7 protein-coding genes and 1 pseudogene are annotated in these 12,700 nt (G+C 50.4%); 6 read left to right on the forward strand and 2 right to left on the reverse strand.

From position 1 onward, the window contains the following. Positions 1 to 56 precede the first annotated feature (56 nt). Complete coding sequence (locus tag H6H02_RS13230) at positions 57 to 2,300, reverse strand: DICT sensory domain-containing protein (RefSeq protein WP_190818301.1); 2,244 nt, start codon at positions 2,298 to 2,300, stop codon at positions 57 to 59. Positions 2,301 to 2,775: 475 nt separating this feature from the next. Here H6H02_RS13230 and H6H02_RS13235 point away from each other — a divergent pair, with 475 nt between their 5' ends. The 6 genes from H6H02_RS13235 to H6H02_RS13260 all read left to right on the forward strand — a co-directional run bounded on the left by H6H02_RS13235 (position 2,776) and on the right by H6H02_RS13260 (position 12,067). After that, on the forward strand, positions 2,776 to 4,311 hold the full coding sequence (locus tag H6H02_RS13235) for a ferredoxin--nitrite reductase (protein WP_190818303.1): 1,536 nt from the start codon (positions 2,776 to 2,778) through the stop codon (positions 4,309 to 4,311). A 65-nt stretch (positions 4,312 to 4,376) separates the two neighbouring features. Next, positions 4,377 to 5,711: a CmpA/NrtA family ABC transporter substrate-binding protein gene (locus H6H02_RS13240; protein ID WP_190818306.1), complete on the forward strand. Its 1,335-nt coding sequence runs from the start codon at positions 4,377 to 4,379 to the stop codon at positions 5,709 to 5,711. A 117-nt stretch (positions 5,712 to 5,828) separates the two neighbouring features. Beyond that, on the forward strand, positions 5,829 to 6,671 hold the full coding sequence (ntrB, locus tag H6H02_RS13245) for a nitrate ABC transporter permease (protein ID WP_190818308.1): 843 nt from the start codon (positions 5,829 to 5,831) through the stop codon (positions 6,669 to 6,671). 128 nt (positions 6,672 to 6,799) lie between these two features. After that, positions 6,800 to 8,803: a nitrate ABC transporter ATP-binding protein gene (locus tag H6H02_RS13250; RefSeq protein WP_190818310.1), complete on the forward strand. Its 2,004-nt coding sequence runs from the start codon at positions 6,800 to 6,802 to the stop codon at positions 8,801 to 8,803. Positions 8,804 to 8,841: 38 nt separating this feature from the next. Beyond that, the gene (locus H6H02_RS13255; RefSeq protein ID WP_190818312.1) at positions 8,842 to 9,687 is read left to right on the forward strand and encodes a nitrate ABC transporter ATP-binding protein; all 846 of its coding nucleotides are present in this window, start codon (positions 8,842 to 8,844) and stop codon (positions 9,685 to 9,687) included. Between the two features lie 109 nt (positions 9,688 to 9,796). Continuing rightward, positions 9,797 to 12,067, forward strand: coding sequence for a nitrate reductase (locus tag H6H02_RS13260; RefSeq protein WP_190818314.1), 2,271 nt, complete (start codon positions 9,797 to 9,799; stop codon positions 12,065 to 12,067). 256 nt (positions 12,068 to 12,323) lie between these two features. Here H6H02_RS13260 and H6H02_RS13265 read toward each other — a convergent pair. After that, a pseudogene (locus tag H6H02_RS13265) lies at positions 12,324 to 12,700 on the reverse strand (hypothetical protein); the annotation flags it as partial.

Consider the following 12,700-nt stretch of genomic DNA (forward strand, 5'->3'; position numbering starts at 1 on the left):
TGGGTCATTAGTCAAGGGATTGCTGACGAATCATTGCGAACTGATTTTATCAAGGACTACTGACTCGTGACTGCTGACTGTCTTGCCACGATAGGCACTGTAAAGTGAAACTGACTGCCTTGATCTTTACCAGCAGATTCCGCCCAAATTTCACCGCCCCAGCCTGTAACAACTTGGCGACAAATCGCCAGTCCTAGACCAGTACCGCCAGTAGTTCGCCGCAGAGCGCCTTCTTCCTGATAGAACCGATCGAAGACAACCTCAAGCCCGCTGGGTTCAATCCCGCGACCTGTATCGGCAACCGTAACTTCCAGCATTGAGCTGTCGTTACACTCAGCGAGGATACTAATTTTTCCTTTAGACGTTGTAAATTTGCAAGCGTTGTCCAGCAGTTTCGCAAGCACCTCGACCAACCACTCCCCATCCGCTCGTACTAAAGGCAGCGAATCAGGCACTTTGGTGACAATCTTTGGCAGCTGACCATCCGAATTGCGGGCGCGGATACTGCTGAGGGCAAGATCGATGCACTCTGGCAGCGCTAGGGGTTCTGGATGCCATTGCACCCGACCACTTTCCAAGCGAGAAAGGGTGAGGAAGTCTTGCACCAGTTTACGCATCCGCTCGGCGTCGGTGAGAGCGGTGCTGAGCATCACTTGCCGCATCTCCGGGGGCATATCAGGTTCGCTTGCCAGACTTTCCAGGCAGACTTGAATCGTGGAGAGGGGGGTGCGGAGTTCGTGACCTGTGATCGCGACTAAGTTGCTGCGGGTGCGGTCGAGAGCTTCTAGCTGTTGGTTGAGGTCTTCCAGGTTGACGTAGGCTTCGGCTTGAATCAGTGCCCCGCCGATTTGAATAGAAATGGCTTCTACGAGTTCCAATTCGTCGTCCTGCCACTCATAGGGGGTAGCACCGCAATGATGCAGCTCTACTATCCCCAGGAGCCGATCCTGATACAGCACTGGCATCATTAGCCAAGACTGAATCGAAAAGCGGCTTACTAGAGGCTGGAGTGAGTGATTGGAAGCAGGTTCTGACACTCCTGTCGATGTTTCTACAGTACGAGGGTCAAGAATCCGAGGGTCGAGATGAGTATCGGCAACATAAACTCGCTCTCGTTTCTGCACAACTTCCTGAAATAGAGGATTTTCTTGTAAAGGCCAATTGTGACCGAGTGCAGAGACAAGCCGAGAATTGCCGTTATCCGTCACCCTCAAGAATTCATGGTGAATCGTGGTCGAGGTATCGGCTGCCCCGGCACGATAAATCAGACACCGGCAAGCAAACAGTGCTTGTCCTAATTCCTGCACGGCAACGGATAGAATTTCATCCGGGTGCAAGGGTTGTCCCGTGTGACTGCCCCGCCGGATGGCAGCGGTAATCGAGTTCACTAGGCGCTCTTTCCGTTCTTGGGCAGAAATCGAGCGATAAGCTTTGAGTAGCTTGTACTGCCCTGCTTGCAAGTAAGTGACTAGGCACTGAACAAAGGGATCGGGATTGTCGGTAAGAGACTCTGGAGTTTGGACGGAGGGTTCTTTCGCCGCCTGCGACTGTATCGATTGAACTGAAAAATTCTGCCGATTCGCTGCTTCCGGATTGGTTCCAAAGGAAGTTTCTAAAAACTGACTCGTCGAAGGGATGCCGTAAATATTTCGTGCTTGAGCCAGCTTTGGAGCCAATTCTGGACGGTACTGCGAAATCCGATTGAGTAATAATTCCGCAACAATGCAACTGACTTGGCGATCGAATGTCCAGATCCCCTCAAACCGGCGGGCGGGGTCTATCCCTTCAAACGATGAAATCCGCAATCGGGAAGTCGTTCGAGGGGAGTCGGAAGTGCGGCGGCTGGAGGAAATCGCGGATGTGCCTTTTCTCCCAGCTATCTTTCCTTTTGTACCCTGAAGCGATCGCCCATCATCGGTTAGGTTTCGTTCTCGACAAACTAAACAGGTGGCATAATTCTGCCCGATCACCACTAAGTGCCACTCTTGACTTAAACCATCTGTCGGCTCAAACGCAATCGTTTCGTAAGCTTCCGAACTGTTGGTAAAGTCGGTTTCTGGTGCTGCCAGCACATATAACTGCTCTGTCCGTTCTGCAATCCGTCGGTAACGGTGAGCCTCCTGACGGTAGAAGCGCTCTCGCTGGAAGCTGGCAATCACCAGATGCGGCTCTAAAGATGCCAGAACCTGGTCTTCCATCGCATGAGATAAGGCGATTAAGGAAGACTTGAAATACATTTGAGGTCGCAGCTGAGGCAGGACTTGCAGCAAATCTGCCAGCACAGAAGTCGGGATGATCATTTAATAATTTGCCGAGTTTCTTACCCGTTCTATGCCTATCGTACAAAACAGCGCTCCCTCCGAATGTTTTGAATATTTGCGTGCGATCGGGTTTTACCGAACGTAAATTCTCACAAAATTGCTGAATGCCACGTTTAAGGGGAGGCAAATCACGTTTCTGTGAGTTCGGCGATGGGATGGCTGTAAGTTAAGGGAAACTCAATGATTGCATTGATAGGGGTTTTGAGGAAGCGATCGCTTCCTCAAAACCCCTCGCCACAAGAATTTCTAATGTTAATCATTAATCTTCCTTAAGGGGGATGCCATGCCTAAATGGCATCCGATCGATGCAAAAACTTCATGTCTATTAACATTTTGTAATTTCTTATACGAATTTCACAGTTCAGTTTGCATAACTTATCATCAACGAGCAATTGACAAACACGCATATTATCCGTTTGCGGGCATTCGAGCGCCACGTAATGAGGACACACCCATGACAAGCACAGCCACGCCTACAGCAAGTCTTAATAAATTTGAAAAATTCAAAGCAGAGAAAGATGGTCTGGCGGTAAAGGCAGAACTCGAACATTTTGCCCAGGTTGGCTGGGAGGCGATGGACGAAACAGACCGCGACCACCGGCTCAAGTGGGTAGGGATTTTCTTCAGACCTGTTACGCCCGGAAAATTTATGATGCGGATGCGGATGCCCAGCGGTATCCTCACCAGCGATCAAATGCGAATGCTCGCCGAGATTGTGCAGCGCTACGGCGAAGATGGCTGTGGCGACATTACCACCCGGCAAAATATCCAACTGCGGGGAGTCCGGATCGAGGATGTGCCAGAAATCTTCCGACGGTTAGAACGAGTGGAGATGACCAGCGTTCAGTCGGGGATGGACAACGTCCGCAACATCACGGGTTCGCCAGTCGCGGGGATTGATGCGGATGAATTATTTGATACGCGAAGTCTTGTGCAGCAAGTCCAAGACATGATTACGAATCATGGGGAAGGCAACAAAGCTTTCAGCAATCTGCCCCGGAAATTCAATATTGCGATCGCGGGTTGTCGCGACAACTCGGTTCACGCTGAAATCAACGACCTCGCCTTCGTCCCTGCCTACAAAGATGGCGTGTTCGGGTTTAATGTCCTCGTCGGTGGCTTGTTCTCTGCCAAACGGTGCGATGCTGCCATTCCCCTGAATGCTTGGGTGCATCCCGACGATGTTGTAGAGGTATGCCGAGCGGTTTTAGAAGTTTTTCGCGATCGCGGTCCCCGCTCGAATCGGCACAAAGCACGGCTGATGTGGCTGATCGATGAATTGGGGTTAGGACAATTTCGAGCCTTGGTCGAAGAATATCTGGAGAAGCCTCTCCAACCATCTGCCGAAAAAGACGAAATTGACTGGGAAAAGCGCGACCACATCGGCGTCTACCCGCAGAAGCAACCCGGCTTAAACTACGTCGGCTTACACGTTCCTGTAGGGCGTCTCTATGCCCAGGATATGTTTGACCTGGCTCGGATGGCTGAAGTCTACGGCAACGGGGAAATGCGGTTCACCGTTGAGCAAAATGTCATCATCCCGAATATTCCCGACTCGCGCTTAGATGCCTGCTTAGCCGAACCCCTGCTAGAGCGATTCTCCATCAATCCCGATCCCTTAGCGCGATCGCTTGTCTCCTGCACCGGATCGCAGTTCTGCAACTTTGCCTTGATTGAAACCAAAAACCGCGCCCTGGCAACGATTGAGGAACTGGGAGCAGAATTATCTCTAACCAAACCTGTGCGGATTCACTGGACGGGCTGCCCCAACTCCTGCGGTCAGCCTCAAGTCGCCGACATCGGTTTGATGGGGACAAAAGTTCGCAAAAACGGCAAAACCTTAGAAGGTGTCGATCTTTACATGGGCGGCACAGTCGGGAAAGAAGCCCATCTGGGTACCTGCGTGCAGAAAAGCATTCCCTGCGAAGACCTCAAACCCGTATTGCGGAATTTATTGATCGAACAGTTTGGGGCTACACCTCGCTTATAGGGTAGCGGCTAGCGCACAAGCTTTTACCGACTACCTACCACTGAGTTACCACTTGCATGAGAAATATGAGCAGACTTTCTAGACGGCAATTCATCATCACAGCAGGAGCAGCCACAGCAGGAAGCTTGCTGGCTCATGGCTGTAGTTCCGGCCCCACTAAGAGCGCCAAATCCGCTTCAAATTCCTCCCCCGTTGCCACTAGCACAGCAGCCAATGCGCCGAAAGTAGAAACAACCACCGCCAAGCTAGGATTTATTGCTCTGACAGATTCCGCGCCCCTGATTGTCGCCCAGGAAAAAGGGTTGTTTGCCAAATACGGCATGACAGATGTTGAGGTTGTCAAGCAAGCTTCTTGGCCCGTCACCCGCGATAACTTGGAGCTAGGGACAGCCGGTAACGCTGGTGGGATTGATGGGGCACATATCCTATCCCCTATGCCTTACTTTATGACCTTGGGGCAAACCAAGAACAAGCAGCCAGTGCCGATGTACATCCTGGCGCGGTTGAATACCAACGGTCAAGCAATTTCTGTTGCTAATACTTACAAAGATTCAAAAGTCGGCTTAGACAGCAAAGGACTCAAAGAAGCCTTTACCAAAGCTGGGGCCAAAAGTGACCCCAAAGCAGCTATTACCTATCCTGGTGGCACCCACGACCTCTGGATGCGCTACTGGTTAGCAGCAGGCGGCATCGATCCAAACAAGGATATTTCTACAGTCCCCGTACCACCACCTCAGATGGTGGCGAATATGAAAACGGGCAACATGGAAGCCTTCTGTGTAGGCGAACCGTGGAACGCCCAGCTGGTGAACCAAGGGCAGGGTTACACCGCCTTGGTAACAGGAGAACTGTGGAAAGACCATCCCGAAAAAGCTTTTGCCATGCGGGCTGATTGGGTAGATAAAAATCCCAATTCTGCCAAAGCGCTGCTAATGGCGGTACAGGAAGCCCAGCAGTGGTGCGACAAGGCAGAAAACAAAGAGGAGATGTGCCAAATTGTCTCCCAAGCAAAATGGTTTAAAGTCCCAGCCAAAGATATTATCGAACGCTCCAAAGGCAACATTGACTACGGCGATGGTCGCCCGGTCGTGCAAAATAGTCCGCTGTTGATGAAGTTCTGGTCAGATAACGCTTCTTATCCGTACAAGAGTCACGACACCTGGTTCCTAACTGAAAACATCCGTTGGGGGAATATTCCTGCGGATACCAAAGTTAAGGAACTCGTTGACAAAGTGAACCGGGAAGACCTTTGGAAAGAAGCGGCAAAAGCACTAGGAGTTCCTGCTTCAGAAATTCCAACTAGCACCTCTAGGGGTATTGAAACCTTCTTTGATGGTGTCAAGTTTGACCCAGAAAAACCAGAGGAATACTTGAAGAGTCTCAAGATTAAGAAGGCATAAATGGTGAATAGCAAGTAGCTAATTGCTAATTGTTCAAGCTAATTGTTCAAGAGCAAGCGGCGATTAGCTATTTGCTGACCAATGAATAATCAATATGATTAACAATTAGGAGTGAGAATGACTGTTAGGACTGATAATCGCTTTTCAAGTAACAATCCCCAGAAGTTAATCGGCAACTTCTTCCAGAAGAAAATTAAATATATTGTGCCACCGCTGCTAGCACTCGCGGCCTTGTTGATCGTTTGGCAAGTTCTTTGCCCTCCCGGATCTAAAGGGTTGCCGGGACCAGTACAAGTGCTAATGGAAACTTGGGACCCTTATATCATCAATCCTTTTTTCGATAATGGCGGAACGGATAAAGGCTTGGCATTGCAAATCTTCGCCAGCTTACAACGGGTGGCGATTGGCTTCTCTCTGTCTACCTTAGTTGGGATCGCATTGGGTATCCTGATTGGCACCAATCAGTTTGTCTATCGGGCTTTAGACCCCATCTTTCAGGTTCTGCGTACCATTCCTCCCCTAGCATGGCTACCGATTTCTCTAGCGGCATTTCAACAAAGCAATCCCTCAGCTATTTTCGTAATTTTTATTACATCGATCTGGCCCATTATTATTAACACCACGGTGGGCGTACAACAGATTCCTCAAGATTACCGAAACGTCGCTAGAGTATTGCGGCTTTCTAAGCAGAAGTATTTCTTTAAGATTCTCTTCCCCGCAGCAGTTCCTTATATCTTTACTGGTCTTAGAATTGGCATTGGTTTGTCTTGGCTGGCAATTATTGCTGCTGAAATGTTGGTAGGCGGTGTGGGGATTGGGTTCTTCATCTGGGATGCTTACAACAACTCTTTACTCAGCCAAATTATTCTCGCGCTTGTCTATGTCGGCATTGTGGGTCTGCTGCTAGACAGGGTAGTTGGTTTCGTTGCCTCTAAAGTCGTACCAGAGGAACAGAAGTAGAAGTAAGGACTGAAGGAAGTATAAGTCAACTTTTCGACTTTAACTTGCTCAACTCATCTTCAATTTTTATTCCTCAGTCCTCAGTCCTCAACCCTCAGCCCTCAGTCCTCATACCTCAGTCCTTTCTTATGTCTGTCTTCGTAGAAATTGACCATGTTGACCGGGTGTACTCGCTTGCTAATGGCGGTACTTATGTGGCACTCAAGAATATTGACCTGAAAATCAAACAAGGTGAATTTGTTTCTTTAATTGGACACTCTGGCTGCGGCAAATCCACCCTACTCAATATGGTTGCTGGTCTAGATAGACCCACGAGTGGGGGTGTGATTTTGGAAGGGCGACAGGTGACTTCGCCGGGACCAGACCGAATGGTCGTGTTCCAAAATTATTCGCTGCTTCCCTGGCTCACCGTGCGGGAAAACATCGCCCTGGGGGTAGATGAAGTATTGCAGAACAAACCCAGGGGTGAACGCAAGGGAATTGTAGAGCATCACATCGATTTGGTGGGATTGCGGCAGGCTGCGGATAAACGACCCGGTCAGCTATCGGGGGGAATGAGACAGCGGGTAGCGATCGCGCGTGCCCTCGCCCTTCGTCCTAAGTTGCTACTACTCGATGAACCGTTTGGGGCACTAGACGCCCTGACACGGGGTGGTTTGCAAGAAAAGTTGATGCAAATCTGTCAGGAAAGCAAAGTCACCGCGATCATGGTGACGCATGATGTGGACGAAGCGCTGCTACTGTCTGACCGCATTGTGATGCTGACCAACGGCCCAGACGCGCACATCGGACAAATTCTGGAAGTCCCGATTCCGCGCCCACGCAAGCGGATGGAGGTCGTCAATCATGCCAGCTATTACGGCTTGCGGAATGAGATAATTTACTTCCTCAACCAGCAGAAAAAAGCCAAGCAGCGTCAGGCAACGAAACCTGTGGTGGTTGCCCGGAATGGGTTGGAGAAAGTCAATCTGGAAATTGGCTTTATTCCCCTAACTGACTGCGCCCCGTTGGTGGTAGCAAAGGAAAAAGGTTTCTTTGCGAAGCACGGGTTAGAAGATGTGACGCTAAACCGCGAACCTAGTTGGAAGGCGATCGAGCAAGGGGTGGCGACGGGACGCCTGGATGCTGCTCAGATGGTCGCCGGGATGCCGATGGCAATGACCTTGGGAGCCGAGGGAAAGCCGCCAATGCCCGTGTGTACGGCGATGACGTTATCGCGTAACGGTAATGCGATTACCTTGAGTAAGAATCTATACGATCGCGGCGTTCGCACCTTGGCTGATTTCAAGGAAGCGATCGCCCAAACTCCTGACAAAATTCATACGTTAGGAGTGGTGCATCCTGCCTCCATGCACAACATGATGCTGCGCTACTGGTTGGCAAGTGGTGGCATCGATCCCGATCGAGATGTCAGCTTGACGGTGATTCCACCCGCCCAGATGGTCGCCAATCTGAAATCTGGAAGTATTGATGGCTACTGTGTCGGCGAACCTTGGAACTCTCGCGCCGTTCATGAAAAACTCGGTTTTGTGATTGCCACCGATATGGAGTTGTGGGCGGGACATCCGGAGAAGGTACTCGGATGCAAGGAAGAATGGGCAAATAAGTACCCGCAAACTCATATCGCCTTAATCAAAGCCCTTTTGGAAGCTTGCGAATACTGCGATGACCGGCGCAATCGGGAAGAAATTGTCAACTTACTGTGTCAGCCGCAATACATCGGGTCTGCCCCAGAATACACCCGTCCCGGCTTTATCGATCCCTACGTTCGCGGGACGGGCGCAGCACCCGAACAGCTATTGCGTTATAACCAGTTCTTTGTCGATAAAGCGAACTTCCCCGAACCGGAGGAAGGTCTGTGGGTGATGACTCAGCTAGCACGATGGGGAATTGTCCCATTCCCCAAAAACTGGCTGGAAATTCAAGAACGAGTGCGGCGCATTGATGTATTTAGGGAAGCGGCGCGGGAACTCGGCTTAATGGATATCGGACGCGATCGCGCACCCATGCAGATGTTCGACGGCACCATTTTCAATCCCGACGATCCCATCAAGTACCTCAATAGCTTGGAAATTAAGCGTCCTATTCGCATCGAAGAAATTAACATCGACCCCTTAGTGGTGAGTCGGTAGTTATCAGTCATTCGCGATTAAAAACCTTCAACCTCCCCATGCACACCTTGAACAACACCGGCGTCGTTACCCAACTCACCCAAGAAACTGTCAACCGCGACCCGTTTTTGGTAATTGAAGACGTTTCCAAAGTTTATCCAACTTCCACTGGGCCGTATACCGTTCTGGATGGGGTAAACCTCACCGTCTATGAAGGCGAATTTATCTGCCTGATCGGACACTCTGGTTGCGGTAAATCCACCCTGTTAAACATGGTGTCAGGTTTCAACAAGCCAACTGACGGTGAAGTGCGCCTGGAAACCCTGAAAATCCGCGAACCCGGTCCAGACCGGATGATGGTATTCCAGAACTATTGCCTGCTTCCCTGGCTGACTGCCTTCGAGAATGTTTACCTGGCAGTGGATTCTGTCTATCCCGGTAAACCCCGGTCGGAAAAAGTCAGCATCGTCCGGGATCATCTGGCAATGGTAGGACTGACCGAAGCGGCTGACAAAAAACCGTCTCAGCTATCTGGGGGGATGAAACAGCGAGTCGCGATCGCGCGTGCGCTCTCGATTCGTCCTAAAGTATTAATTTTGGATGAGCCATTCGGAGCCTTGGATGCCATCACCAAGGAAGAATTACAAGAAGAACTGCTGACCATCTGGCGCGAACATCGAGTTACGGTCTTGATGATTACCCACGATATCGACGAAGCACTCTTCTTAGCAGATCGGCTGGTGATGATGACCAACGGGCCATCGGCAAACATTGGCGAAGTTTTGAAGATTCCCTTTCCCCGTCCCCGCAATCGCGCTCGGATTATGGAAGACCCGGAATATTACAACCTGCGGAACTACGCCCTCGACTTTCTGTTCAACCGATTTGCTCATGATGATGATTAGTCATTGGTGGTTGGAAATTAGCCATTAACCTATGACTAATTTCCAATTACTAATGGAAGTATGGCTAATAGCAGTTAGCAATTAGCAATTAGCAACGGATGACTGACGAATGACAACTGACAGTACAAAAACCCTTTGCCCTTACTGCGGCGTCGGCTGTGGATTGGAGGTGACACCTCCAGCGCAAGCCGGGAAGCCAACGAATCGGGATGCCCAAGGGAATCCCATCTGGAAAGTGCAGGGCGATCGCGCGCACCCTTCCAGTCACGGGATGGTGTGTGTCAAAGGTGCTACCGTTGCCGAGTCCCTTTCCAAAGACCGCCTTCTCCATCCGATGATCCGCGACTCCCTGGATGAACCTTTCCGCCGCGCCAGCTGGGAGGAAGCTTTGGATCTCGTCGCGAGCAAGATTCAAAACGTTCTGGCAACTCAAGGCTCAGATGGCGTGTGTATGTACGGCTCCGGGCAACTGCAAACTGAAGATTACTACGTTGCTCAGAAACTGCTCAAAGGGTGTCTGGGCACAAATAATTTTGATTCCAACTCGCGTCTGTGTATGTCCTCCGCCGTTGCGGGTTATACGCAAAGCTTTGGTTCGGATGGGCCGCCTTGCTGCTACGAAGATTTAGACTTAACCGACTGTGCTTTTATCATCGGTAGCAACACCGCCGACTGTCACCCGATTATTTTTAACCGCCTGCGGAAACACCACAAGAAAAATTCCCACGTCAAAATGATTGTGGTCGATCCACGCCGAACGAACACGGCTGAGGCAGCGGATTTGCACTTAGCAATTCGGTCAGGCACCGATATCGATCTACTCAATGGCATCGCTCACCTGCTGCTAAGTTGGGGCGCGATTGATACTTATTTCATGGAAGACTGCACGACAAATTTTCCGGCTTTTGCAGAAGTCATTCAGCACTATCCACCGGAAGTCGTCGCTGACCGATGCGGTATTTCCATCCCTGAGCTGGAAACGGCAGCGCGATACTGGGCACAGTCGAAGCGCGTGCTATCTCTGTGGTCGATGGGCGTGAATCAGTCTTCTGAAGGCACTGCCAAGGTGCGAACAATCGTGAATCTGCACCTGATGACCGCCCAGATTGGCAAACCCGGTGCGGGGCCGTTTTCTCTGACGGGTCAACCAAATGCGATGGGCGGCAGGGAAACCGGCGGTCTTTGCCACATTCTGCCCGGATATCGAGCGGTCAAAAATCCCCAACATCGAGCAGAACTTGAAGCGTTTTGGCAACTCCCCGCTGGACAAATTTCGCCCTATCCGGGTCGCACGGCGTGGGACATTATTACGGGTTTAGAAACCGGAGATGTGGGCGTTCTCTGGATTGCTGCTACGAACCCGGCTGTCAGTTTACCTGACTTGGACCGTGCGAAAGCCGCATTGCAGCGATCGCCTTTTACGGTCTATCAAGACGCCTACTACCCCACCGAAACCGCCGCCTTTGCTCACGTTTTGCTCCCGGCGGCGCAGTGGAGCGAGAAAACTGGCACGATGACCAACTCCGAGCGAGTGGTCACGCTGTGTAAGGCGTTTCGCACTCCCCCAGGAGAAGCCAAAGCCGATTGGCAAATCTTCACAGAAGTCGCACGGCGCTTAGGTTTTGCAGACAAATTTCCCTACGAGACGCCAGCTTCCATCTATGCCGAATATGTGAAGCTAACACGCGATCGCGTCTGCGATATGAGCGGCCTCAGTCACGAACGACTATCGCAACAAGGCCCGCTTCAGTGGCCCTGCCCCGATCGGAGTTTTGAGTCCTTGCGTTTGAGTTCTCCGTTAAAATCTTCAACCCAAAACTCAAAACTCAAAACTCAAAACTCAAAAAGGCTTTACACGGATTTTCGGTTTCCGACGCCGGATGGACGGGCGCGATTTGGAGCCTATCATTCGCGGGGACTGGCGGAACCGCCCGATTCCAATTATCCTTTTGTTCTAACGACGGGCAGACTTTACGGACACTGGCACACCCAAACCCGTACCGGACGAATTGATAAAATTCGGCAGATGCACCCGCAGCCATTCATTGAAATTCATCCTCGCGATGCGGCTTCTCTGAAGATTCAGGAGAATGATTGGGTGGAAGTGCGAACCCGTCGCGGCTCGGCGCGATTCCCTGCCAGGGTCACCAAAGCGATCGCTCCTGGTGTTGCCTTTGTCCCCATGCACTGGGGCGCTCTTTGGGCAGATGGTGCCGAAGCTAACGCCCTCACCCATGCCGAATCTTGTCCTGAATCACTGCAACCGGAACTGAAAGCTTGTGCGGTGCAACTGGTGCCCTTGGCTGCTGAAAAAGTTGACTCTGAGTATCTACTCCAGCCCACTCAGTCTAAGGCTTTTTCCTCAGCTTTGCCTGTTTAAAATAACCGCTTAGTTAAGGTTATTTGTCCTCAGTTCTGGCGTTTGAATTCAAGTTTTCTGGACTTAAAAAGAGGTACGGCAATGCCGCACCTCTTTTTTATAAGACTATGGAATTTCGATACGGGGAACTTAAAGAAGCGATTGCATCTTCGAGTCCGATTACCTCAATCACTTTCAGCTACAGGGCGCAAATTCTCGCCAGCAGTCGGTTGCTATCCTTGGAGCGATTCATTCCTTCACTAATATCATCTCATTTCTAGTTCTTTAACCCAAGGTATTGCTGCCAAAATATAGTAGATGTCATCTCCTTGGAAGCACTTTTCCATTCTTTACTTACGGATGACCATTCACTACTACTTTCAGCAGCAACTTTAAACCACCTAATCAAAAGATTATTACCAGCTAATTCATCTATCTCATTTTGGTTATTATAGCTTTTAATAAGCTTCAAAATGTTTAATTGCAAGGGTTCCGGCTCAGAGTTTTTAATAAAATCTGGCTCTTTTATATAGTCTTCAAAAGATTTTATAGCTATCGCCATACAAGTTAGGACACAGCTTGCTGTAGGACAACCTCGATTGCTTCGCGCAAACTTGTCGTATTGCGTCGTTGCTTGCGAATTCGACTTTTCAA

It is taken from the genome of Coleofasciculus sp. FACHB-1120 (assembly GCF_014698845.1).
Lineage (GTDB): Bacteria > Cyanobacteriota > Cyanobacteriia > Cyanobacteriales > FACHB-T130 > FACHB-T130.

Bases quoted from the DNA above. Each gene is read 5' to 3' on its own strand.
- H6H02_RS13235 (WP_190818303.1), top strand. From the start codon at position 2,776: ATGACAAGCACAGCCACGCCTACAGCAAGTCTTAATAAATTTGAAAAA.
- H6H02_RS13255 (WP_190818312.1), top strand. From the start codon at position 8,842: ATGCACACCTTGAACAACACCGGCGTCGTTACCCAACTCACCCAAGAA.
- H6H02_RS13260 (WP_190818314.1), top strand. From the start codon at position 9,797: ATGACAACTGACAGTACAAAAACCCTTTGCCCTTACTGCGGCGTCGGC.
- ntrB (WP_190818308.1), top strand. From the start codon at position 5,829: ATGACTGTTAGGACTGATAATCGCTTTTCAAGTAACAATCCCCAGAAG.
- H6H02_RS13240 (WP_190818306.1), top strand. From the start codon at position 4,377: ATGAGCAGACTTTCTAGACGGCAATTCATCATCACAGCAGGAGCAGCC.
- H6H02_RS13230 (WP_190818301.1), bottom strand. From the start codon at position 2,300: ATGATCATCCCGACTTCTGTGCTGGCAGATTTGCTGCAAGTCCTGCCT.
- H6H02_RS13250 (WP_190818310.1), top strand. From the start codon at position 6,800: ATGTCTGTCTTCGTAGAAATTGACCATGTTGACCGGGTGTACTCGCTT.